Origin of the sequence: Vibrio mimicus CAIM 602 (assembly GCF_000338875.1) — a bacterium.
GTDB classification, from domain to species: domain Bacteria; phylum Pseudomonadota; class Gammaproteobacteria; order Enterobacterales; family Vibrionaceae; genus Vibrio; species Vibrio mimicus.
Map to the genome: position 1 here is coordinate 70,225 of NZ_AOMO01000031.1, position 22,926 is coordinate 93,150.

The following is a 22,926-nucleotide window of genomic DNA, read 5'->3' on the forward strand; positions in this document are numbered from 1 at the left end:
GCGATAATTCAATGAATCAACTCAAGTTTTAGGAATTCGGATTCGATCTCTCTTTCTTATTGAAACTGTTTTGTAGCACTTAAAAACTGAAAGTTGAGTCACCCTTCACACTCCTTCTGTTGTCACTCGCTAGCCAACAAATGGCATAAATACTGATACATTCCTCATGAAAATTGTCGATATTAATCAGATAAATAAAATGACTAGCTCATCACTATAAAAATTACACAGTGCAATTTAGCAACCTTAACTTTCATATTTTAACGTTTACGTTACATGTCAACCTTTTCTACTTTTAAGTAACTCACCTTGTTTTATTAGGGAAGCAGTTATGAAAGTTCTCATTCAATTTGATCAAGCGGGTAGCTATAAAGACAGTTTCTGGGATGAACCCATTTTTCACGCGAAAGGAGAACTCTTTCCCGTTACACCTATCTGCGCTGTTGAGTTGATAGAAAACCACCAAGCTCACTTATACATTAATGAAGATGGCGAGCTAGTACTCAGTTAAGGAAAGAATTAGGCTCTAACAGTCAGTAATATTTCTGGTAGAGCCAGTCTGATTCAGGCGAGTATTTCCGGTTATTTGATCAAATTCAGTATGGTTTTAAACTCGGTGGCTCGACAGTCTTGCACCATTTCATATAGACACATTTCCAATCCAGTAATGCTTACGCCCTGCTGAACCAGCTTTTCTACTGCCAGAGTTTTATTTGCTTCGATTCTAGAGGCAATGCAGTCGATCACGAGATGGGGATCATACCCCATATGTTTCAAATGACTGGTGGTTTGATAAACACAGATATGGGCTTCAATCCCACAAATCAGCCAAGACTTTTTACCTGAAGCCTGAATGGCCTGATTAAATTTTGGTTCGCCACACGCATCGAAGGTAAATTTCGCTATTGGCTGTTGATCACTGAGCAGCACTTTTAGCTCTTCACAAGTACCACCCAATTTGTCTGGATTCTGTTCTAACCAAACTATCGGTAATCCTAGTGCTTGGGCCCCTTGAATGAGTTTTTTACAGTTGGAGATGACCTCATCACTGTTGGAAACTAAACGTGCTAATTTACCTTGGATATCCACTAGGATAAGGCCAGTGTCTTGTTTATTGAGCATACAGAGTCCTGATTTCACATGAAAACCACTGCATCATGCAGTGGTTTATAAAATTTCCTACTCAAAACAAACTGCGTTTTAAACCAGATTCATTACAACCTTTACATTCCAGCCCAGAAGAACTCGATTCGAATACCACTAGGCTCGTAGCACATGAGGTGCTTTGCCGGACCTTCCCTCACTAACTCAGGCCCAAACTCAATATGAACATTCGCCTTCTTTAATTGCTCATGCACTGTATGTAACTGAGCTTCACTCTCAACCATTAGGGCTAAATGATGTAATCCGACATTTGTTTTGCGATCAAAGCTCGTTGGAGTTTCAACTTGGGAGGCCCAGAGAGTGAGCATTATTTTTCCATCACTAACGAAGATCGCCGGATAATCTGGGTTTCTTTTCACTTCACTCCAGCCAAGAAGATCTACAAAGAAATTTGCACTTTCTTCAAGTTTAGAAACCGTTAATCCAACGTGGTGAATGCCTTTAGTTAATGCCATTGTTATCCCTTCCTTTTTTATAGACTGGATACCACTCTAAACTAGCAACTCATATGCAACAATATCAGCGGGTAAATTAAGACGTCCAAATTTTAGGAATGAAACGATTAAAGAGAGTAAAATTACCAAAGGTAATATATCCCCCAGACAATCACTTTGGGGGATATGTTTGTTGAGCATTAAACTAACAATTACTACAATCTTTATTCAGTTTTCATGCACTACTGGATTTATTTTTCTCTAAATATTCACAGGCATCTGTATTCCATGGCCCTATTTGTTTCCTTTTTAAAGAGTCTCTTAGAATATATTTAACGCCTAAGCCTGTGTTTCGCATGAATATTGACCACTCATCATCACCAGAGCAAAGAGCGTTCAAAAGATCATTTCTAAGATATGGTGTAACAAACATCATATCTGTTTCGGCATTTAGAGTAACTTCAACTAATGATTCTGACTCATTAAAGTAATACGATTCCTCAGGACTACTTAGGTTAGTAAATTCCTCACTCTTTAAATATTCAATCACACTACTATGTAGCTGTTTGGGGACATATGTATATCCAGCATCTACTACTTCAGGACTCTGACATCCAGTTAGCGTAAAGGCTAAAAGTAATCCCACTTTTTTTATATGCATATTTTATCCTTTAGTAATAAAAATCGCCCAGCTTAAAGGTCTATAAAGCAGGAGACTGGATATACAATCCAAACTCTCTTTATTCATTAGGGTAATGCCTACTAGAAAGCCAGAATTGAGCATGTTGTTTTATAACAATTCACATCTAAGCGCTTAGATGTGAATTTTACATAACTACAATAAGTAAACACATACCACAAAGTTAAAGCTGTGAAGCATGCAATCAAAATTACGCGAATTTCTTGACTTAATTGAACCCTTCAAACTCATGAGTTTGAAAAGTGATCACTTATTCGTTTTTCTTTGATGATGCTTTTAAGAACTTTGACGCTTACGCCAAATGCAACAGCGTGAGTACAGTACAATTCTACGCAGGGTTCATACCTACACTAATGTAAAACCATTCATTATCTCTACATCACTCACTGGGAGTAGCCCGATGAAGTTTCTACCAATTGCTGTAGCCTGTTTGAGTGTAAGCACGCTCGCTCAAGCAACAAGTCCAACAAAGCCCAATGCTCAAACCATTTATATCGGTGGGGACATCATTACCGTTAATGATGTGATGCCAACCGTTGAAGCATTGGCGGAGAAGAATGGGCGCATTCTGGCCGTAGGTAAAGAATCAGAGATCATGAAACTACGTGATGGCAATACCAAAGTTGTGAATCTGAATGGTAACACCCTGATCCCTGGCTTCATTGATGGCCACGGTCATGTGTTCAATACCGGAATTCAAGCACTTTCGGCCAATCTGTTAGCGGCCCCCGATGGCGATGTGCGTAATATCACTTCATTACAGAAAGAACTGAGAGATTGGGTGAGTCAACCTGAAAATACGAAACACGGCATTATCATCGGCTTTGGTTATGATGATTCACAACTGGCTGAGCAAAGGCATCCTACCCGCCAAGAACTCGATGAGGTATCTAAGGATATTCCTGTACTTATCATCCACCAGTCAGGTCACTTAGCAACTTTGAATAGTAAGGCTCTACAGCTTGCGGGTTTTACTGCCGAAACGAAAGATCCCGATGGCGGGAAAATTCGCCGCGAAGAAGATGGCAAAACACCAAATGGTGTTTTAGAAGAAACTGCCTTTTTTGGAACATTGCTGCCTTTATTCTCAAAACTGAATGACAAAGAAAATGAAGCCATTTTCAAAGCGGGCATGCAACTCTACTCCAGCTTTGGTTACACCACAGCTCAAGAAGGCCGAGCATCAAGTTCTGCGGTAAAAACCATGTACAACTTGGCCTTGCAGCATAAGCTCCCCATTGATGTTGCGGCTTACCCCGACATTCAAATTGCGCAAGATGTAATTGTTCCCCCTTATTATTCGAGTCAGTACACCAATGGTTTTCGTGTCGCTGGCGCCAAACTAAACCTCGATGGTTCTCCACAAGGGAAAACCGCTTGGTTGACCAAGCCTTACCTCGTACCGCCTGTAGGACAAAAACAGGGTTACAAAGGCTACCCAAGCATGAGCGATGAGAAAGCAGCTGAGTATATTGCGCTAGCTCAGAGCAAAGGTTGGCAGCTGTTAACGCACGTCAATGGCGATGCAGCAATTGACCAACTTCTCAAAGGCATTGAAGCTAGTGAGAAGATGCACGGAAAACCAGACAGAGGATTTGTGGCGATTCATGCTCAGACCGCACGCAAAGATCAGGTTGAAAGCTTTAAACGATTAGGCGTCTTTCCCTCTTTCTTCCCAATGCACACTTTCTATTGGGGAGATTGGCATATGGATTCAGTTCTTGGTGGTGAGCGTGCGCAAAACATTTCACCAACAGGATGGGCTCGCGAGCTCGATATGATATACACCTCTCATCATGACTCACCGGTTGCATTACCCAACTCTATGCGCGTCTATTCTGCGACAGTGAACCGAATCAGTCGCACTGGTAGAGTGCTTGGCCCCCAGCAAAAAGTCATAGCTATCGATGGGTTAAAAGCCCAGACGCTTTGGGCGGCCACACAATACAAAGAAGAGAAAAATAAAGGCTCTCTAGAAGTGGGAAAATTGGCAGATTTGGTGATCCTTTCGGATAACCCATTGAAAGCCGATCCTAAGACGTTGGCAGATATCCAAATACTTGAAACGATCAAGGAAGGCCAAACTGTCTATAAGCGTGATGAAAAAACCAATGCAAACCTTGGAAGTTGTATTGATTCAGTGCGTTGTCAGGCCATTGCCACAACAGCAATGATTTCAGCAGGCATGCTGCACCACGCGCACTAAATTTCACCATTGAAAAGGCAGATAGGGATTTACCTCTCCTATCTGCCAAATTCCAGCTCCAAACTTCCTGTATATCCCTAAATTTCGTCCACCAGCATCTCACTCACCAGAAGTTCTGTTCAACCCATTGCCTGATCTAGGTAAAACCTCATCGAAAGTAAGCATCTTCGAGTCATTGATTGCGTTGTTGAAGTGAATTATTGAGCTTATGGTTTTGGCAAGAAGAGTAAAAACATTCTCTGACCTAGCGCTTCGCCTTTGTTAGAGCGATAATCCCACCATTCGCGGGCGTTATGCTCGAATTTTAGCAATACAGAAGTAGAACAACAGAAATGACAACACAGTCAACGGTCATAATTGGACTGCATAACCCCAAAAGCCCCACCAATGTTGGCGCTGTAATGCGCGCGGCTGGCTGCTATAGCGCAACTCAAGTACGTTATAACGGTACCCGCTACAATCGTGCTGCAAGATTTCAAACGGATACGCAAAACATTCAAGAGCGAATCGACTTAGTGGAAATGGTTGATCTCACAGCAGGTCTCGATCAGGACGTAGAGATTGTATGCGTGGAACTGGTTGTTGGCGCAACGGCGCTACCTCACTTTGAGCACCCTGAAAAAGCGATTTATCTGTTTGGCCCTGAAGATGGTTCCCTACCTCAAGACGTGGTCGACAAAGCACATCACGTCGTTTATGTCCCCACACATGGTTGTATGAACCTCGCTGCAACGGTTAACGTAGTAATGTACGACCGCATGGCAAAATCTCTAGGGGCAATAGATGACCGTGAGCAAGTGCTCGCGAATCGTGACAACAAAAATCGTTTAAAAGTAAAAGAGTTAACTTCCATCAGTTAACCTTCTCCTCTCTAAAAAGTTACAACTACTTTCACATCTGATTTTCAAGCGGCTTGTATGCACAGGCCGCATTATTAGCAATGCTCTTAAATGAATCGAATTTCTTAGCAGAAATAGTCTCGATGAACATAAAAAATCAATAACAATCAACTGATTGATTTTAAAATACCCCCCACTGACGGCCACTCGATATCTATGTATCGGCCTGACACTGCATATAACGCAAAGAAATATAAAATCACATAATTCAAGTGATTTAAGAATAAGAGATGTGCTAACTTGATTTCAACTACGCACATATAAGGATTTACCTATGCTGAAATTACTGCTTACTTTATCGACATTAGCTTTTGTTAATAATGTCATTGCGAAAGACATTACTTTACTTAATGTTTCTTATGATCCTACACGTGAACTTTATCAAGAATACAATCAGGCCTTTGCAACGCATTGGGAAAATACAACCAAGCAAAGTATCCAAATCAAGCAATCTCATGGTGGCTCAGGAAAACAAGCAATCTCAGTCATCAATGGGATAGAGTCTGATGTGGTAACTCTTGCATTGGCACAAGATATTGATGCAATTGCTAACACCGGAAAAATCGTAAAAAATTGGCAAGCGCGCTTACCACATAACTCAGCACCATATACTTCTACTATTGTTTTTCTCGTTCGAAAAGGTAACCCGAAAAATATCAAAGACTGGGATGACCTAACGAGAGAAAATATAGATATCATCACCCCAAACCCTAAAACATCGGGGGGAGCTCGATGGAACTACTTAGCAGCTTGGGGATACGCATTACAGAAAAACCAAGGAGATCAAAATCAGGCAAAGCAATTTGTTAAGACGATCTATAACAACGTAAAAGTTTTAGATACTGGTGCAAGAGGCTCATCCAATACATTTATTGAACGCCAGATTGGTGATGTATTAATCACATGGGAAAATGAAGCCTTGCTTGCTATAAATAGACTCAATAATGCCAATGTTGAGATTGTTGTTCCAAGTGTATCAATCCTTGCTGAGCCTACCGTTGCTATCGTAGATAAAGTTGTAGATAAAAAAGGCACTAGGCAGGTTGCAGAAGCCTATCTTGAATACTTGTATTCTCCTGTAGGCCAAGAGATTGCAGCTAAAAACTTCTATCGCCCGAGAGATAAAGATATTGCAGAAAAATATTCTAATTTATTCCCAAGCTTAAATTTATTCACTATCGAACTATTTAATGGTTGGGAAAATGCACATAAAGTCCATTTTTCTCAAGGTGGAATATTTGATCAAATAAGCCAAAAATAACTACTGGCAGATACTCTCTTCTTTAATTCTTGGATTACATTAATCAATGTGGTAGCAATTAATGTTAAATTTTTAATTGCTACCTTACTTGCTGATAACTAAATAAAACCCTGATTGCTTGGATAGATCACACAAGGGTCACATATGCTTAGGTGTCCTTTAATCTATACTTTCCCAGGCGTGATACAGGCAATTGCACGAAATTCTCTCGTCATATGAGCTTGATCGCTAAAGCCAAATTGTTGCGAAACATCCACCAGACTAGCGCCTTTGTTTTGGCGTAAATAGTTGACTGTTCTTTGAACTCTTAAAATACGCTGATACTGTTTTGGCGAAATATCCATCCAATGTTTAAAAAGCCGTTCAATTTGTCTCTGACTCAATGCAACCAGTTCATCTACACCTTGTAACGTCGCATCATGTTCGATGCATTCCAGAACCTGTTTGAGGGTGTTGGGAATAATGTTGCTACGTTGGAAACTCTTACTTGCCCATTTATGAAGCATCTCAATTCGACCTTGATTCTCTGTCTCAAGTTGTAGCGTAGCGTAAAGGACATCGAGTTCATGAAGATGACCAATATCAGAGGTTAATAACGTGGGACTAGTAAAATGCTGCTCTACAAGACCATAACCAATAGCAGGAAGAAAACGTAAGCCAGCCAGCTGAGATCCGGGTGAAAGGGTGACCTTTTCGGATATTTTATTGATAGGCAAGATGACAATGCCTTGAGGGAGCCACTTGTCACCTATTTTTACTTCACCAGCCAAATGGAATAGAAGCCCACTGCCTGCATCAGAATAAAGAGATTTTGTGATGGGTTCGGTTCGAAAATCAGGCACAGAAGCAGACCATATACCTTGTATCAACACAGAAAGCTGTCCCACAGGTCGGGACAGCTGAAAATCAAATTCTGGATTGGCCTCTCTATTGTGGCTTATAGCTGCCTACCTCTGGTTTAAATGTTTTAACAATTCGATTCCAACTATTTATCGCGTTAATGGCAATCGTTAAGTCAACTAAAGCTTGCTCACCCAATGTATCGCGTACTTTTTGATAACTCCGATCATCTACCGCTTTACCGCTAGTTAAATGTTCGGCAAACTCCAGCGAGGCTATCTCTATATCGGAATACAATGGCATATCACGCCATGCATTTAAACCAATAATACGTTCTGGAGTTTCCCCTTGAGCAATCGCATCTTTACTGTGCATATCAATACAGAAAGCACATTGATTAATCTGTGAGATTCTCAGTTTAATGAGTTCCCATACAGAAACGGTCACCGTTTCTGAATTTTGGAACTGCACTCGTAAATAGTTTTCTTGTTCCATAAGAATCTGCATTGCTTTGGGTGCTACCCCCATATAATTTGCACGTAAAGCCATCTTTTGTCTCCTTTTATGGTTGTTATGAATCACGATAACTTTTCGCGCAAAACCAGTATTGAATAATTCCGACATTGCGTAAGTTCAACTCATAAATGTATAGAAACATCCACTGAACAATTAAAGAGATAGCACTCTATTTAGAATGCTCAATACATAAAACTGTAGCCACTTCACCAAATAGGGACTGCAAGCACCTAAATGTGGCCAGTCCCTACTGTGTCTTTTTTCAGCTCTCAGTTTTTGACCCATTGCTTATGCAATACCTGCATACTCTTACCGACTAACACAATTAAGACAGCCCCCAATAAAACTGGTGTTACAAGAAAAGTCCAACTCTGCCCAGCTAACATAATAAGTAATGGGTTTGCTCCTGCGGGCGGATGCGTTGTTTTAGTAAGCAGCATTGCACTCACTGCAATCCCAGTAGCCAAAGCCAATGAGAGTGGTGACACACCAATAAATTGAGTGAAAAATATCCCCACAAAAGCTGTTATCAAATGACCAAAAATCACATTTTTCGGCTGAGCTAAAGGACTATCTGGAACACCAAATACAAGCACAGCTGTCGCGCCAAATGGTGCCATAAGCAACGCAACATTAGTTAATGTGGAATCTAAAAAAGTAAGCAACCCAATTGCCAAGAAGGCACCCACTCCCGCAAAAATCGAAATAACCGTACTGTTCATATATATTCCCTTATTGGTAGACCACTTTGTCTACATGCAACAATGTAGACAAAGTGGTCTACTTTTGCCAATATCTCTTTTAAAAAGGAGAAAACAGATGAACCCTAAACGTCAGTTACTCATAGATACAGCATTAAGCCTATTTTATAAAAATGGGATAAATTCCATTGGAATCAATGAAATACTATCCATATCAGGCGTAGCAAAACGCACTCTTTATTCTCACTTTCCCAGTAAAGAGGCTTTGATACTAGCCGCTTTACAACAACGACATGAGATATTTAGTTCTTGGTTAGATAGCAAACTATCTGGCACTCAATCTGATAAAGAAGTTATCCATCAATTATTTTCGGCATTGGCAAGCTGGTTCGAAAACCAAGAGCCCACTTTAGGGGACTTTAGGGGATGTTTTTTTATTAATACGTCTGCTGAATTTAGCGATTTGAACAGTGATATATTGCGGTTCTGTCATTACCACAAAGAACAGATTCGAGAACTCATTGCACAACACCTTAAAAACTCTGATAACAAGTTGATTGATGCTATCTGCATTATGAAAGAAGGGGCAATTGTTACTGCCCATTTAAGCGGTAACGGTAAAGAAGTGACTTCAAAATGCCTTGATGTACTCAGCTTGTTTTACGTTTAGCGTCAGCTTAAAACTAACCAGCGATAAATACTTTACAGGGACTGAAAACGTGGTGCATTAACAGTCCCATTAAGGTTGTTTATTCAATGCTTTTTAGTTCATACACTTGTGTAACGTTCACCGGCATCTCCAAAACTTGCACTGGTTGTTAGGACAAATATCTATTTCAGAAGGTGCATCAATGTGTACATTCTCTACTTGTAATGGGGGTGTACGCAGCACTATCAACATTGCGACAAACGCAAAACCCAAACCGACTAACAACGGCGATACAACAGAAAAACCAAGATCTAACCCTAATGCTGCAATAAAGCTTCCGAACATGATACCCATGGTGATCAGTGAGGAATGTACAGTATGGGTAAAGGTACGTTGCCCTTGCGGAAGTTGCATAATTCGAGCAACAAGCGCGGGATTTAAACTAACTCCACAGAAACCTATGGCCAATGTGGCCGCACTCGCAATATATGGATTATGACCAAGTAGATAGAACACACCCAAAGCAGCACTAACTAGAGATAAACCGGTAATGATCACTCCTTTTGCATGATTGGTTGCGAGTTTAGCGACAATTTGGTTGCCCACTAACATAGCAATACCATACACCAACAATAGAAGAGTGATTGAATGTTGCGACATCGAAGAATGGTCGGACAACATTGGAACAATGTAGCTAAACGGTGCATATGCAGCACTGATTACAAAAAAACTAGTCGCGTACAACCACCATAATTTGGCATTTTTTAACGCTGCAATCTCCTGCTGCACAGCTCTCGGTTGTTCAGGTTGAATATTTGGTAACTTAAGAGCAGATAAAATAGCAAAGATCACAGCAAGCAAAGCCAAAATGTAAAAGCTCATTGGCCATGCAAACGATTCTGAAATTATTTTGGCCATAGGCAGACCAATAATTGTTCCCAACATAATGCCTGACAGCACCAAAGCGACCGCGTCAAGCTGACGTGTTTTGTCAGTTAATTGCTGGCACATGCTGATCGCAACACCGAAAAAGGCACCTGCAACAGCTCCCGTAATCAAACGCGATAACATCAATACCCAATATTGATGTGTGAGTGCCCCCATTATTTCGCCGAATACAAACACACCATACAAACGAATTACAAAAGTTTTGGGTGGTAACTTATTAAACAGTAACGTCAGAATTGGTCCACCAATCGCCATTGCTGCAGCAAAGGCAGAAACCAAATAGCCCACTTTTGCCACGGAAATGTCTAAGTCGTATGTTAGTTGTTGAGTCATACCAAGCACTTGTAGCTCACAACAGACCATCAAAAATATGCCAACACTCAATAAATAAATGCTACCGGGTAATCTAGATCTCATAGTCATTACTCATGAAATAAAACGATTTGACCAGTATCACTTATAAATTATGATGGGATAAATAAATCAAAGTTAAGAGTTTAATAACTTAAATTATGGAACTAGATTTAAATGCTGCTCGTTGCTTTGTAAAAGTTGTTGAACTCGGTAGCTTTACCCAAGCGGCTAATCTCTTAGGCTTAACCCAACCGGGTATTTCAAAAGCAGTGAACAGGCTGGAAGTTCAAGTTGGAGCAAAATTGATACATCGAAGTACTCGTCAAGTTAGAGTAACAGAAGACGGGCAGCTGTTTATGAAGCGTATCCAGCCACTAATTTACGGATTCGAAGAAGCTCACAGTGAATTAAAGTTCAGTAAAACCACACCAGTTGGCTGCTTAAAATTGAGCGCCCCTTCAGCTCTCTCACATTCACTAGTAATGCCCGTCGTTAAATTATTAACAGAACGATATCCTGACCTACGTATTGAATTATCGTTAACCGATCAAAAAGTACACGTGTTTGATGAAGGTTACGACGCTGTGTTGCGGTTTGGCAGCATAGACGACGAACGTTTAGTAGCATTTGCATTACAAGATGCCGAATGGGTGACCGTTGCATCCCCTGAATATTTGGCCAAACAGGGAATCCCACATCATCCTGATGAGTTGAGAAATTTTAACTGCTTACACGTTAAAGCGCGTGGTCAAACCAACACTCTTCCATGGAGATTTCGGATAGATGGCAAGGGGATAGAATATAGACAGTTAGTTGGAAATGTATGCTTTGATCATGGTGATCCACTGATCGATGCAGCGCTTCAAGGTCTAGGTGTCGTTCAAGTCCTTCGCTGCGTAATAGCTGATAAGCTAGCTAATGGTGAGTTAAAGGAAGTATTAACCGATTTTCGCCCACAAGCTCATAGCTTTCACTTGCTGTATCCACCATCACGCCAACGTTCGGCCAAACTTACCGTGCTACGAGAAGCCCTTATACTCCTTTGGGGGCGAAAAACTTTGAACTAATAACTTAATGAAAACTATACAACTTCGTTTGCTGGCTGGCACTGATTCAGTGTCGCTCTATTTCATGTAAAAACCTATCAAGTATTTTTCGACTCTCAGCCAGTTCCATCGCCTTTTTATCAGAAATTCTAACTTGCTCATGCAAGAGATTTCTAAGTTCATCACAAGGTTCAATAACTGGCTCTTCTCCTCTCACACAAGGTAAAAACTGTAAAATAGTGGCTAAAGTCATCCCCGCAGAGCTGAGTAATTTGATCCTTTCAAGTGTACATACTTCGCTCTGGTCGAATTCTCGATATCCAACAATAGACCGCTTGGGTTTAATCAACCCTTGCTCTTCATAGTAACGAAGCATACGTACGCTTATACCCGTTATCTTGGACAATTCACCTATTTTCACACTATCCCCTTGACCCTCACAGCACTGTGAGGGCTTATGCTATTAGCGAAACAAAATTTGTTCAATTAGGATTTAATATAATGACAACTTCAATTTTTACCTACCAAACTTTATTAAATGGACAACTTGTACCAAGTTCTGAAATGACAAATTTAGCATTTTCAGGATTCGCGCATTTTACTGCTCTACAGGTTAGAAACAAAAGGATAAAGGGACTTGATTTACATTTAGGCCGACTACGCATTGCTTCCATAAAACTCTACGGAAGAGCATTATCTGATGATCTTGTGCTTTCTCATATTAACTTGGCTATTAAAAATGGTCCTGAAAATCAATCCATTACCATAACCATATTTTCACCTAAAGGTGAATTTACCACTGAGAGTATGCACAGTGAGCCCGCAATACTCATCCGTACCAGCCTCCGGAGAATGGTCCGTTAGGCCCACTTCGATTAGCCGTGATTCACCATGAAAGAACATTACCTGAAATTAAACATGTAGGAGAAATAGGCAAAACCTACTACTTACATCAGGCCAAACGACAAGGATTTGACGACGCTGTATTTATAAATAAAAACGGCAATCTAAGTGAAGGAACTATTTGGAATCTGGCTTTTTGGGATGGGGAAAGCGTTATCTGGCCAAAAGCTGATATGCTCGAAGGTACAATGATGGCAATAATTAAACGACAGTTAACTAAGCTAAATATTCCACAGCGTTGTGAATCCATTGACCTGAATCAACTTTCAAAACTAAAAGGAGCTGTAGTTATGAACTCATGGACTCCGGGCATATGTGTTACTGAAATTTCATCAAATAAATTCAAAAGTTCAGATCAACTAGTTTCAATACTTCGTAAGGCTTACGATTATGAACCTGAATAATCTGCATTATTAGACAAAATATAAAAACCCATGAAAATATTCAGCGTATAGATAAAATATACGCTGAATATTAATCATTTCATTCTAAACGCCTAACAACTATTGTTGGAACTGATGCAGCGAGAATAGAGCCAACACTAACTGAAAAATGACTATGTATACAGCATTTGCCAGAGTTATACAGAATGCAATACCAATCGTATTGTCTCCCTTATTACGAATGGTACTCTTTACAACTAACACAAAATCTGTTCCTAGAATAAATAATGCAAAAAATGAGCAACTGCTGCCGTGACAAAAATACTCGTTAAAACGGCATCCATTTCACGATCTCTTCAATCCATTACAGTTGATTTAATACCCACAAAAACTAAATAAAAATATAACGCCGGCTAAGGGACTGGCAATGAATTACCACCAAACTCAAACAGAACAACCGTAACCACTGCGGCTCATTGGGACTAGAAACGCCACACGTTGACAGTCCTTCTTGTGGCGTTTGTTATGTTCACTTCTTTACAAACTTCCAACGACTGATTAAGACAGTAAAAATTCCACCAAGCACAAGTATGCATGCGATAACCAACCGTATACTGATAGATTCCGAGACAAATAAAACACCACCAATTGCCGCTATAACAGGAACTGATAATTGAACAACCGCAGCCTCAACCTCTGATAATCCACGTAATGCAATATACCAAATCGTATAACCGAGCGCTGAAGCAAGTGCGCCTGAAATAACAGCCAATACCACACCATAAAATGAAATATTTATTGCTGGAAAAGTAATTAAAACCAAAACTACTACTAAAGGAACTGTGTACTTGAAATTAGAGGCAGTATCTCTCATCGGGTCAGTTGAACCGCGACCAACTGATGTGTACATTCCCCAGGCAATACCCGACAACCCCATTAAAATAAATCCAGAGAGACTAGGCGTAGTTAGCGTTGGATAGACTAAGTAAGCAAGACCTGAAAATGAAATGAGAACCCCTAGCCACTCAGATATATGCAACCTTTTTCCCTTAAAGGCACTGGTAGCTATCATTGTAAGCTGAACGGCACCAAATAAAACCAGCGCCCCTGTCCCGGTATCCAACGAGATATACGCATATGAAAATGCAGTAGCATAAATAAATAGCGTTAATGCGGTTTTCCAATTACCCGTTTTCTTGTCGGGAGTGCTTGCTGATTGCTTAGCCTTAAAACTCAATAAAACTAAAAACATAAAAACGCCAGATAAGAGATGAATTGCAATAAAACTTGATGCATCAATAACATCATCTTTCAGTGCAATTCGGCACAACACAGAATTTGCAGCAAACGCAATTAGAGCTGTGACGGTATATCCTATCGTCTGGATGTTTGTATTTACTGTCTTCATCAAATAAATGCCTATTAGGAACATAACGCCCCCCCTAAGGGGCTGGCAACGCATTACCACTAAACCCAAACACAACAACCATAACCACCGCAACTCATTGGGACTGGAAACGTCACGCGTTGACGGTCCCTCTTGAGGCGTTTGTTATATTTTTCAACGCACTATAGCCGACTTTACAATTGTAAAGCCAATAAGTCCTAAGATAGCGCCAGTGACCTTATCTATATAGAAGGCCAATTTTGTAAAACGACTTCGAACTTTATTGGTTGAGAGTAGAAATATGATGGCTGCGTCCCAGAGGAACACAACAAGCGTCATCCATATACCTAAGCCTAACTTAAAACTGAAACTAACATCGTTAGTCAGGACAACTGTAAACAGGCTTAAGTAAAACAACAAATTCTTAGGATTTAGTATGCCAGACATAAAGCCTGTGACTAATTCATAATGGAAAGAGCTCGAATGAGTAGAAGCACCTTCTGCTCCTGAAACCTCAAATGTTTCATACGAACTTCCTCGTGCTTTTAATGCTTGAATGGCTAAATAAATGAGAAATAAACCGCCAACAATTTTTAAGGCAATCATGATTGAAACTGATGCAGCGAGGATGGAGCCTACACCAACCAGACAAAGACCTATGTATACAGCATTTGCTAGGGCGATACCGACTGCAATACCAATTGCATTTTTCCCTTTATTGCGAATGGCACTTTTTACAACCAAAACAAAATCAGGCCCTGGACTCAATAATGCAAGAAAATGAGCAACTGCTACTGTAACAAAAATACTCGTTAAACCGACATCCATTTCACGTTCCCTTCAACCCATAGTGGTTGATTTGATACCCATAAAAACCAAATAAAAATATAACGCCCGCCTAAGGGGCTGGCAACGCACTACAACCAAACTCAAACACAACAACCAAAACCACCGCAGCTCATTGGGACTGGAAACGCCACGCGTTGACAGCCCCTCTTGAGGCGTTTGTTATGTGTTTGTTTCCGCCATACCAACGTAGCCTGCTTGCTCTTGGAGTCTTTTGCACCACGCTTGAATATTGGGGTAATCAGATAAGTTAAAAACACCTTCATCTGCAACATGCGTATAAGCGTACAGTGCAATATCAGCAATCGTGAGTTGCTTACCAACAAGATAATCCGTTTGAGCTAAGCGACTTTCCATTATTGATAAGGCTTTATTACCTCCAGGTTGTAAGGCGTGATATTCCTCTAACCTTGACTCTGGCATACCTTGATATTTTTGGATAAAACGGGCCACTGCAATAAATGGCTCATGACTGTATTGTTCAAAGAACAACCATTCGTACATTTAGCCTTTTCATATTTGTTACTAGGGATCAACGCTGTACCATCTGCAAAATAGCCAAGAATTGCGTTCGACTCTGACAAACAACAGCCATCATCCAAAACAACTACGGGTATTTTTCCGTTTGGGTTAATGGATAAAAACTCAGCTGTTTTTGTGTCACCTTTTAAAATATTGACGTGACACCACTCATGCTCAATGCCTAAGAAAGCAAGCAACAGCTTGACCTTGTAACAGTTTCCAGATTGGATATCTCCATAAACCTTCACTACAAATCTCCTTTTGTACACTCAAAAACACATAACGCCCGCCTAAGGCGGCTGACAACGCACTACCACCAAACTCAAATACAACAACTGCAACCACCGCAGCTCAATGGGAATGGAAACGCCACGCGTTGACAGTCCCTCTTGAGGCGTTTGTTAGCATTCTTGCTGAAGATTAGTGCACATCATTGAAGCGATGGTTTGCGAATTGGTATCACTTTTCGACGATAGACCATCGACAATACCTTTTTGATTTATCTCTGACTGGTTCTGACTCAACTTCCATTTACCACTGAGGGAGTCTATGGCAATTTCAATACCAACTACCGCTGATAGCATATTCTGAATATATGATTCAGGGGCGTCCGACATCGACCACGGTACTACCTGCTCTCGCTCATGCTCGGAAGTTAACCGCTCAAGAACTCCAATTATCCACTGAGGATCATGAATGAACCGTATTTTTCCTTTCACATGTACAACAACATAATTCCACGTGGGAACAGCCTTACCATTTTCTTTCTTAGTCGGATAATTGTTCGGGGATATGTAGGTGTTGGGGCCATTAAAAATCACTAGTGCTTCGGATAGTGGCTCCGTGCTTTGCCAAAGTGAGTTAGCCTTAGCTATATGCCCTTTTAAATATAATTCCCCATCCAATTCCATCAGACATAACGGAAGATGATTAGCATCAATCCCCGCCTCAGATAAAGTAATGACTGTTGCGAATGGATATTCGCGTATCAACCCCACGAGTTCTTCAATTTTTTCCTGTTTAAACTTCCCTGGAATATACAAATTTCTCTCCTTGAATGCTAACGCCCGGATAAGGGGCTGGCAACGCACCACAACTAAACTCAAACACAACAACAGTAACCACTCGGTTCAATGGGACTAGAAACGCCACGCGTTGACAGTCCCTCTTGAGCTGTTTGTTAGGCTAAACTTTTCTACAGCAAATTTATCCCAAATTGCTTTACCACTACATGTGTAATTCCGAAGCAAAAAAGCGAAACTACACAACTGATTAGTAACGTAAACCCAAAAGAATACTTGGCTAGTAGATAAGGAAAGAGCAGAAACATTGGTAATGTTGGCAACACATACCAAAAAGTATAAAAAGCATGATTTGAAAGTTTGCTGTTTCCCTGCCCTTCTATGTACATCCAAACCAACGCCAATATTGTCACTGTCGGTAAAGCAGCGATCAAAGCCCCCATTTTGTCGCTTCTTTTTGCAACTTCAGAAACCAACACAACTATGGCGGCGGTGGTAAGGCACTTAATGACAATCCAAAGCATTATCAGATCTCCTTTCTCATAACTTCTGGATTTAACTTGTTTAACCTAACGCCCGGTTAAGAGGCTGACAACGCAAAACTCTGAACTCAAAATAACAACCGTAACCACAAATGCTGATTTAAACTGAAACCGCCATGCGTTGGCAGTCCCTCTTAACCACATGTTCTCACGAACTTCATAGTGGCTAACATGACGATCTGGATTCAATTTGTACCTCTCATCCTCTGGATACAATTTAGCGACAATGATATCTTCACCAGAAAATGCTTTGATACATTCAAGATCTTCCCAATAGGTCAACAACGTTATTTCAGCATTCTCACCTAAATCTCGATTTAGGATTTGAGCACCGAGGAAACCTTGTGTACTGGATGTATCTTTGATTCCTGTCTCATACAGGTATGCAATAAATCCTTCTTCATACTCTTTAGGGCAAGTAGATTTCCATTCTCTTGCTATCATAAATACTCCATGTATACCGTGGTTATAACGCCCGCCTAAGGGGCTGGCAACGCATAACACTAAACTCAAACACAACAACCATAACCACCGCGGCTCAATGGGACTGGAAACGCTACGCGTTGACAGTCCTTCTTGAGGCGTTTGTTATAGGGATTTTGCCAGCTTATTCAAATCACTACCTTCAAAGCGGTAATACTCTTTTTCTCTAATCAAACTGGCTCCGATTGATTTGTAAAACTTTCCTGCCGTCGGATTCGTACTCTCTGCTGTCCAATCTAGGCGCTGACAGTTATGAGTAATAGCGATAGAAGCCAAGTGTTTCATCAATTGAAGTCCGATACCTTTACCACGAGCAGAGTAAGATACAAACAGGTCTTTCATATACATCTGGCCTGATAATTTTGGTGCCGGAAACATTATTGTGTAAGTTGCAAAACCCAAAACCTTATCGTGTTCAAAGGCTGCGTTCACTTTTACGCCTGAGTGCTCAGAAAATACTTGATGACTAAGATAGTTGGCTAAGTCCTGTTCTGATGCAGCCTTATCACCGAAATAGTACTGCTCAAGTTCAATGAAGATCCCAATTAAATCAAGGCAATCGTGTTTATCAACCCTTTTGATTTCTGCTGACATTTACATCCCTATAACGCCCGCCTAAGGGGCTGGCAACGCATAACACTAGACTAAAACACAGCAACCGTAACCACCGCGGCTCAATAGGACTGGAAACGCCGCGCGTTGACAGTCCTATTGAGCCGCTTGTTATGCAGTTGGTTGCCCTAAATGCTGCTATTTTACAGTAAAACCAAACTATCTCTTGGTGGCAACGGTCTTTGCTGAGACAATCCTCACCGTTATTTCTACATCAACGGACAATTATGAAACTCTTAGTTCGCAACCTTACTCGAACCACAACTGAGCACGACATTCGTAAACTGTTTTCTGAACACGGCTCTGTGACCGAATGCACTCTCGTTTTGGATCAAGAAACCGGTCTATCGAAAGGCTTTGCTTTCGTCGAAATGCCAGAGGCTTCAGAAGCAAAAACTGCAATTGCAGCGCTGAATATGGCAAACGTTGCCAAAAGCAAGATCCGAGTCAAAGCAGCTCAATAAAACAAATTCTAAAGCCAGCTGAAAATGCTGGTTTTTTATTGCCCCAAAAACTGGATAACGCCCGCCTAAGGGGCTGACAACGCATTACCACCAAACTCAAACACAACAACCATAACCACCGCAGCTCATTGGGACTGGAAACGCCGCGCGTTGACAGTCCCTCTTGAGGCGTTTGTTATATGCCATTTTTACCACTATAATCAATGCGCATTTAAAATGCGCACGGAGTAACTTCATGAGAACCACGTTTAGTACACAAGCACCCAAAAAGGCTACCAATCTTAGCTTAAACAGTGAGTTACTTGCTGAAGCTAAACGCCTTAATATCAATCTATCCGCTACGATGGAAAAAGCCTTAGAAAAAGAAGTTTCCTCTCGATTGAAAGCTGAATGGCTAGATCAAAATGCCGAAGCCATTGAAGCTTGTAACGAACTTACTGAGAAACATGGCCTTTTTTCTGATTCATACCGAGTGTTCTGATGTCTCAATTTACCCTTTACGAAAATCTCGACAAAAGTACGTCTACCGCTTATCCCTATTTTGTTGACGTACAAAGTGAGCTGCTCAGTACGCTAAATTCTCGATTGGTGATCCCACTTACACCATTTGGTTTACTAGAAAAGAAAGCACCAAGCCATTTGTGTCCAACGATCCATATTGAACAAGGTGACTTTGTCATTCTTACTCAACAGATGGCAAGTGTACCGACCAAAATCTTAGTTGAGCCAGTCGCAGACTTAAGCACTTTCAGAGATGAGATTATCGCTGCTATCGACTTTTTGATTACTGGCATATAACGCCCACCTAAGGGGCTGGCAACGCATACCACTAAACTCAATCACAACAATCGAAACCATCGCGGCTCAATAGGACTGGAAACGCTACGCGTTGACAGTCCCTCTTGAGGCGTTTGTTATAAGCAAGATACCAACGTTACAGCAGCTCTTCTAAATCCGACATTAACCATGCGCTGTTATGCTGCTTAAAACCAATTTTTGGATAGTATTCTGTTGCTTGTGGGGCTGATAACAAAATCAACTTACAACCTTTTTAAGACTAGCGAAAGTCTGTCGGATCAATTCTTTACCAATACCTTTCGACTGGATCTGCTCCGAGACAGCCAAATCCGATAAGTAACAGCAGTAATGAAAATCTGTCACCGAACGAGCAATACCGACAAGCCACTCACCAATCCAAGCTGAAACAAGCAAATCTGCATGTGCCAACATCCCACTGATACATTCGTGATTATCGGTTGGACGTCTAGCTCCAAGCGTTGTCTGATTGAGGAGGTCAACAAACTGCTCTAGCGTAATTGGGCGATTTACAAAATACTCAACTTCCATTTTTTACTTTCCTTTAAAGCCCAAAGTTCAACTTGCTTATAACGCTGCGTTAAGGGGTGAATGCCGCCTAAAACAGCTTTCCGCAAACCACCTTAATCACCAAAATTCACCGCATGCCAAAAATGCCACGCGGCATGAATCCCTCTTAAATGCTTTGTTATGCATTTAGCTAAATAGGTCACCGTTGGTTTGTTCGAGCGCTTCCAAGTAGGACACAATAAGTTTTGGTCGTTTCGCTGCAATTCGACCTTTTTCATCTAAACGGCTAACGGTACCGACTAGCTTACAGCGCAAAAACAAAAGAGGTTTATATTTAACGACACTACCCACATCAGGATAAGCAGTAAGAATGTGCCCTAAATATTTAAAGCCTAAGGAGTTGGATGTTTTATTTTCCCTCGTAACTTCGCCTTCAATCACAACCGTTGCACCATGCACTAGCTCAGGTAAAACTAAGACTTCATCGTCATCTTCACCGTCATCCTTACAGAAGATTGCTTTGTCTTGTTTACCAATAGTAACTTCGTCCTTAACCCCATCGCTGTATGTTCCAATTTTTAACGAGCGTCCTTCAGCTATATTACGAGCCAATTCTTCTAGCAATTTTGAGTTGGAATCTAGATAAAGATCTAACGCAGGCTTTGGAACATATATGTACTCTCCACTATTGTTGGGAATACCGATAAGTTCGTTATTATTTTTAAACTTAAGGTTGGAAAGATCTTTTTTACCCGTTTCTCCTAGATGTTTGCTGATTCGTGCAAACCACTTTAACCCATCTAGTGCTTTCGAGAATATTGAGGTGAAGCCGAAGTTCTCAAAATCTTTCTCAGCCATTTTTGATGCAGCTTTACTAAAATAAGCGGTCGCAACAACCCCAAGTCCAGCTTGCGCCCACCCAGCAACTGTTTCTGGAACTAAAGCTTCCCAAGAACCCTTTTGGACCCTCATTGGAATTTCAAAATCAATATGCTTCAAGTCTGGTGCTTGTTTAGAAATAAGCTCTCTAATTGCGCCATCATATGCGAGTAGAGCTTTAGCTTGTCTTCTGGCATCCATTAACCCGTCTTCTACTAACTCACCATCGTACTTTATATAACCTAAGTACTTTTCTTGTTCCATTGTTAAACCTCAAAGTCATACTGATTTGAGACTGATATAGCAACGAACTAAAGTAGTAACTATATCAGTGTCATAGAGCAAAATCGCCCTTATGATACTACTTTTGTATGAAATTGAGCGCAATAATAGAAGCGTGATGTGCTCTGCGAATTGTGATGAGAGCGCTTAAAATGCATAACGCCCGCCTAAGGGGCTGGCAACGCAAACCACTAAACTCAAACACAACAACCATAACCACCGCGGCTCAATGGGACTGGATACGCCACGCGTTGACAGTCCCTCTTGAGGCGTTTGTTAGCTCTCTGCTTGGCGAATAGGTTATTGAAATTGTTCACCATGATTTTCTAAAGTTGCGCTGCCACAGATAGCACAAACCACATATCTATCTGTTAATTCTAACGAAACGCCACCAGGTAAAGAGGCTGCCGAACTACTAAAAAATCCATCTAGAAATGCTTTGAACTGCTCTCTTTTGGACTTACCGTACTTCGATGGCTTTTGCTTCATCACCTCTTTATGTTCAGTGTTCTTCCCACACTTTTCACAAAACCTTGTGCTCATACTATCTCCTGAAATATCGCTAAAAAGAACTTCAAATCCAGCTTGGACTTTTGACTCCACAATGAACTTTGAAAGAGAGCTAACGCCGCGTTAAGTGGTGAACAACGCGACCACCGCAGCTAACCTATTGTGCCATAAACACTAAAGCCAAATTAAACTAAAAATGCCACGCGTTGTGAATCCGTCTTAAACGCTTTGTTAGCCCAATTTATTCAACGTTAGCGAACGATAACTTCCGCAACCGATACCGTTATCTTGATGGCCAGCCAAACTTTCAAACACATTGAAATGAGATACGACTATTATCTTAGAATAATGCTTGTATCGCGATAACACATTTTCAGCGCGGTTTCTAAGTACTATCCAAGACTCATACGGGACATTATTAGGCTCTGCATTATTTTTCAGTGAAGCGCGATACTCATGCCAACGGCGATCTCTTTCTTGAAGATCTACATAGCCACCGTCCAAGTCCGCTCGCCACTCACGTAGGTCATGTTCAACAAAGAGTTCTAAACCGAGTTTACGGTTTATAATTTCTGCAGTTTGAAGAGCTCTTGTATACGGTGAAGATATGATCACTTCTGCTTTCTCGAGTTGAATTTCTTGAGCAACAGCGTGCAATTCATGTATGTGGTCTCGATGTAAAGGAGCATAATCTTTTTCAAGTTGGCTCATTTTTCGCTCGTCAGATAACGAGTAGTCAGGCACGCCATGCCTTACAAATACGACTTCCATTCGTCTCTAAATCTCCATTTTTACCGGATTGGGCTAACGCCCGCCTAAGGGGCTGGCAACGCATTAACACTAAACTCAAACACAACAACCGTAACCACCGCGGCTCAATGGGACTGGAAACGCCGCGCGTTGACAGTCCCTCTTGAGGCGTTTGTTAGCTTCATAGCCTATTGTTTCACAATGGCTTTTTAACACATTTGCTTGAAAGGCATTTTACGCAAAAGCATCACACAAACACACGTCCAACGCCAAAAGCTGTGAGGTTGGCATACCAAA

At 41.1% G+C, this 22,926-nt stretch carries 29 protein-coding genes and 2 pseudogenes; 11 read left to right on the top strand and 20 right to left on the bottom strand.

Features of this window, described 5'->3' with window-relative positions; translation table 11 throughout:
• Window positions 1-331 precede the first annotated feature (331 nt).
• Window positions 332-511, top strand: a complete 180-nt coding sequence (locus D908_RS09045; protein WP_000866093.1) for a hypothetical protein — start codon at window positions 332-334, stop codon at window positions 509-511.
• 71 nt (window positions 512-582) lie between these two features.
• Here D908_RS09045 and D908_RS09040 read toward each other — a convergent pair whose 3' ends face one another.
• From D908_RS09040 to D908_RS09030, 3 genes are all read right to left on the bottom strand, one after another.
• Window positions 583-1,122 carry a hydrolase gene (locus D908_RS09040; RefSeq protein WP_005524679.1) on the bottom strand — a complete coding sequence of 180 codons (540 nt, stop codon included), beginning with the start codon at window positions 1,120-1,122 and terminating at the stop codon, window positions 583-585.
• A 101-nt stretch (window positions 1,123-1,223) separates the two neighbouring features.
• On the bottom strand, window positions 1,224-1,619 hold the full coding sequence (locus D908_RS09035; protein WP_005524681.1) for a VOC family protein: 396 nt from the start codon (window positions 1,617-1,619) through the stop codon (window positions 1,224-1,226).
• 214 nt (window positions 1,620-1,833) lie between these two features.
• The gene (locus D908_RS09030) at window positions 1,834-2,259 is read right to left on the bottom strand and encodes a hypothetical protein (protein WP_005524684.1); all 426 of its coding nucleotides are present in this window, start codon (window positions 2,257-2,259) and stop codon (window positions 1,834-1,836) included.
• Between the two features lie 439 nt (window positions 2,260-2,698).
• On the opposite strand from D908_RS09030, the gene D908_RS09025 reads away from it, so the two are divergent.
• The 3 genes from D908_RS09025 (at window position 2,699) to D908_RS09015 (ending at window position 6,664) form a co-directional block, all read left to right on the top strand.
• Window positions 2,699-4,504 (top strand): amidohydrolase, encoded by a 1,806-nt coding sequence (locus D908_RS09025; RefSeq protein ID WP_005524686.1) that lies wholly within the window; start codon window positions 2,699-2,701, stop codon window positions 4,502-4,504.
• Window positions 4,505-4,836: 332 nt separating this feature from the next.
• Window positions 4,837-5,364, top strand: coding sequence for an RNA methyltransferase (locus D908_RS09020; RefSeq protein WP_005524688.1), 528 nt, complete (start codon window positions 4,837-4,839; stop codon window positions 5,362-5,364).
• Window positions 5,365-5,677: 313 nt separating this feature from the next.
• On the top strand, window positions 5,678-6,664 hold the full coding sequence (locus tag D908_RS09015; RefSeq protein ID WP_000916097.1) for a sulfate ABC transporter substrate-binding protein: 987 nt from the start codon (window positions 5,678-5,680) through the stop codon (window positions 6,662-6,664).
• Window positions 6,665-6,828: 164 nt separating this feature from the next.
• Here D908_RS09015 and D908_RS09010 read toward each other — a convergent pair whose 3' ends face one another.
• The 3 genes from D908_RS09010 to D908_RS09000 form a co-directional block, all read right to left on the bottom strand.
• Entirely contained in the window at window positions 6,829-7,551 is a 723-nt protein-coding gene (locus D908_RS09010) for a helix-turn-helix domain-containing protein (protein ID WP_172462070.1), read from the bottom strand.
• Window positions 7,552-7,591: 40 nt separating this feature from the next.
• The gene (locus tag D908_RS09005) at window positions 7,592-8,053 is read right to left on the bottom strand and encodes a carboxymuconolactone decarboxylase family protein (protein WP_005524692.1); all 462 of its coding nucleotides are present in this window, start codon (window positions 8,051-8,053) and stop codon (window positions 7,592-7,594) included.
• A gap of 236 nt (window positions 8,054-8,289) precedes the next feature.
• The gene (locus tag D908_RS09000; protein WP_001089479.1) at window positions 8,290-8,742 is read right to left on the bottom strand and encodes an HPP family protein; all 453 of its coding nucleotides are present in this window, start codon (window positions 8,740-8,742) and stop codon (window positions 8,290-8,292) included.
• A gap of 97 nt (window positions 8,743-8,839) precedes the next feature.
• Between D908_RS09000 and D908_RS08995 the strand changes: the two genes are divergently transcribed.
• A complete protein-coding gene (locus tag D908_RS08995; RefSeq protein ID WP_005524694.1) occupies window positions 8,840-9,391 on the top strand; it encodes a TetR/AcrR family transcriptional regulator in 552 nt (183 codons plus the stop codon).
• A gap of 117 nt (window positions 9,392-9,508) precedes the next feature.
• Here D908_RS08995 and D908_RS08990 read toward each other — a convergent pair whose 3' ends face one another.
• Window positions 9,509-10,651, bottom strand: a complete 1,143-nt coding sequence (locus tag D908_RS08990; protein ID WP_235047357.1) for an MFS transporter — start codon at window positions 10,649-10,651, stop codon at window positions 9,509-9,511.
• Window positions 10,652-10,830: 179 nt separating this feature from the next.
• Between D908_RS08990 and D908_RS08985 the strand changes: the two genes are divergently transcribed.
• Complete coding sequence (locus tag D908_RS08985; RefSeq protein ID WP_005524699.1) at window positions 10,831-11,739, top strand: LysR family transcriptional regulator; 909 nt, start codon at window positions 10,831-10,833, stop codon at window positions 11,737-11,739.
• A gap of 46 nt (window positions 11,740-11,785) precedes the next feature.
• Here D908_RS08985 and D908_RS08980 read toward each other — a convergent pair whose 3' ends face one another.
• Complete coding sequence (locus tag D908_RS08980) at window positions 11,786-12,139, bottom strand: MerR family transcriptional regulator (protein WP_005524700.1); 354 nt, start codon at window positions 12,137-12,139, stop codon at window positions 11,786-11,788.
• An 80-nt stretch (window positions 12,140-12,219) separates the two neighbouring features.
• Here D908_RS08980 and D908_RS22535 point away from each other — a divergent pair, with 80 nt between their 5' ends.
• The gene (locus D908_RS22535) at window positions 12,220-12,582 is read left to right on the top strand and encodes an aminotransferase class IV (protein ID WP_235047358.1); all 363 of its coding nucleotides are present in this window, start codon (window positions 12,220-12,222) and stop codon (window positions 12,580-12,582) included.
• 17 nt (window positions 12,583-12,599) lie between these two features.
• The gene (locus tag D908_RS22540) at window positions 12,600-13,025 is read left to right on the top strand and encodes an aminotransferase class IV (protein ID WP_235047359.1); all 426 of its coding nucleotides are present in this window, start codon (window positions 12,600-12,602) and stop codon (window positions 13,023-13,025) included.
• Between the two features lie 508 nt (window positions 13,026-13,533).
• On the opposite strand, the gene D908_RS08975 is transcribed toward D908_RS22540, so the two are convergent.
• From D908_RS08975 to D908_RS08955, 7 genes and pseudogenes are all read right to left on the bottom strand, one after another.
• A complete protein-coding gene (locus D908_RS08975; protein ID WP_050557230.1) occupies window positions 13,534-14,412 on the bottom strand; it encodes a DMT family transporter in 879 nt (292 codons plus the stop codon).
• 153 nt (window positions 14,413-14,565) lie between these two features.
• Window positions 14,566-15,219 carry a LysE family translocator gene (locus tag D908_RS08970; RefSeq protein WP_005524704.1) on the bottom strand — a complete coding sequence of 218 codons (654 nt, stop codon included), beginning with the start codon at window positions 15,217-15,219 and terminating at the stop codon, window positions 14,566-14,568.
• Window positions 15,220-15,399: 180 nt separating this feature from the next.
• Window positions 15,400-16,007 (bottom strand): annotated as a pseudogene (locus tag D908_RS0119420) (glutathione S-transferase family protein).
• 153 nt (window positions 16,008-16,160) lie between these two features.
• Entirely contained in the window at window positions 16,161-16,802 is a 642-nt protein-coding gene (locus tag D908_RS08965; protein WP_005524710.1) for an FMN-binding negative transcriptional regulator, read from the bottom strand.
• A gap of 152 nt (window positions 16,803-16,954) precedes the next feature.
• Window positions 16,955-17,305, bottom strand: a complete 351-nt coding sequence (locus D908_RS08960) for a DUF3147 family protein (protein ID WP_005524712.1) — start codon at window positions 17,303-17,305, stop codon at window positions 16,955-16,957.
• Between the two features lie 45 nt (window positions 17,306-17,350).
• A complete protein-coding gene (locus D908_RS0119425) occupies window positions 17,351-17,767 on the bottom strand; it encodes an antibiotic biosynthesis monooxygenase family protein (protein ID WP_005524714.1) in 417 nt (138 codons plus the stop codon).
• Window positions 17,768-17,911: 144 nt separating this feature from the next.
• Entirely contained in the window at window positions 17,912-18,400 is a 489-nt protein-coding gene (locus D908_RS08955; RefSeq protein WP_001271730.1) for a GNAT family N-acetyltransferase, read from the bottom strand.
• Window positions 18,401-18,645: 245 nt separating this feature from the next.
• On the opposite strand from D908_RS08955, the gene D908_RS08950 reads away from it, so the two are divergent.
• The 3 genes from D908_RS08950 (at window position 18,646) to D908_RS08940 (ending at window position 19,680) form a co-directional block, all read left to right on the top strand.
• On the top strand, window positions 18,646-18,882 hold the full coding sequence (locus tag D908_RS08950; protein WP_005524717.1) for an RNA recognition motif domain-containing protein: 237 nt from the start codon (window positions 18,646-18,648) through the stop codon (window positions 18,880-18,882).
• 235 nt (window positions 18,883-19,117) lie between these two features.
• On the top strand, window positions 19,118-19,363 hold the full coding sequence (locus tag D908_RS08945) for a type II toxin-antitoxin system CcdA family antitoxin (RefSeq protein ID WP_001260796.1): 246 nt from the start codon (window positions 19,118-19,120) through the stop codon (window positions 19,361-19,363).
• The gene (locus D908_RS08940; RefSeq protein WP_000077451.1) at window positions 19,363-19,680 is read left to right on the top strand and encodes a CcdB family protein; all 318 of its coding nucleotides are present in this window, start codon (window positions 19,363-19,365) and stop codon (window positions 19,678-19,680) included. Before D908_RS08945 ends, D908_RS08940 begins: the two co-directional genes overlap by 1 nt.
• A gap of 136 nt (window positions 19,681-19,816) precedes the next feature.
• Here the strand turns inward: D908_RS08940 and D908_RS0119430 are convergent.
• The 5 genes and pseudogenes from D908_RS0119430 to D908_RS23195 all read right to left on the bottom strand — a co-directional run bounded on the left by D908_RS0119430 (window position 19,817) and on the right by D908_RS23195 (window position 22,920).
• Window positions 19,817-20,229: pseudogene (locus D908_RS0119430) on the bottom strand (GNAT family N-acetyltransferase).
• A 165-nt stretch (window positions 20,230-20,394) separates the two neighbouring features.
• A complete protein-coding gene (locus D908_RS08935; protein WP_005524728.1) occupies window positions 20,395-21,351 on the bottom strand; it encodes a hypothetical protein in 957 nt (318 codons plus the stop codon).
• A gap of 318 nt (window positions 21,352-21,669) precedes the next feature.
• Complete coding sequence (locus D908_RS08930) at window positions 21,670-21,912, bottom strand: hypothetical protein (protein WP_000107461.1); 243 nt, start codon at window positions 21,910-21,912, stop codon at window positions 21,670-21,672.
• A 198-nt stretch (window positions 21,913-22,110) separates the two neighbouring features.
• A complete protein-coding gene (locus D908_RS08925; protein WP_005524732.1) occupies window positions 22,111-22,650 on the bottom strand; it encodes a histidine phosphatase family protein in 540 nt (179 codons plus the stop codon).
• A gap of 213 nt (window positions 22,651-22,863) precedes the next feature.
• Complete coding sequence (locus D908_RS23195; protein WP_114813728.1) at window positions 22,864-22,920, bottom strand: DUF645 family protein; 57 nt, start codon at window positions 22,918-22,920, stop codon at window positions 22,864-22,866.
• Window positions 22,921-22,926: the final 6 nt, after the last annotated feature.